General features: G+C 65.8%; 1 protein-coding gene. It reads left to right on the plus strand.

Translation table 11 applies throughout. The annotated features are described in order from the left end of the window. Window positions 1–322: MFS transporter (locus SB756_RS28885; protein WP_410912952.1), on the plus strand; the 322-nt coding region annotated here is incomplete at both ends.

Raw genomic sequence — 322 nt, forward strand, 5'->3', positions numbered from 1 at the left:
CCGTTGTACCCGATGACCCAGACCTTGCTGATTGCCGTGTACCCCCCGGCCAAGCGGGGCATGGCCCTGGCGCTGCTGGCGATGGTCACGGTGGTGGCGCCGATTGCCGGGCCGATACTGGGGGGCTGGATCACCGACAGTTACAGCTGGCCATGGATCTTCTTCATCAACGTCCCCATCGGCCTGTTCGCCGCCGCCGTGGTACGCCAACAGATGCGCACGCGGCCGGTGGTGACCAGCCGTCAGCCGATGGACTACATCGGCCTGCTGACGCTGATCGTCGGTGTCGGCGCGTTGCAGGTGGTGCTCGACAAGGGCAATG

It is taken from the genome of Pseudomonas sp. SIMBA_068, assembly GCF_046534705.1.
Classification (GTDB): Bacteria; Pseudomonadota; Gammaproteobacteria; order Pseudomonadales; family Pseudomonadaceae; genus Aquipseudomonas; species Aquipseudomonas putida.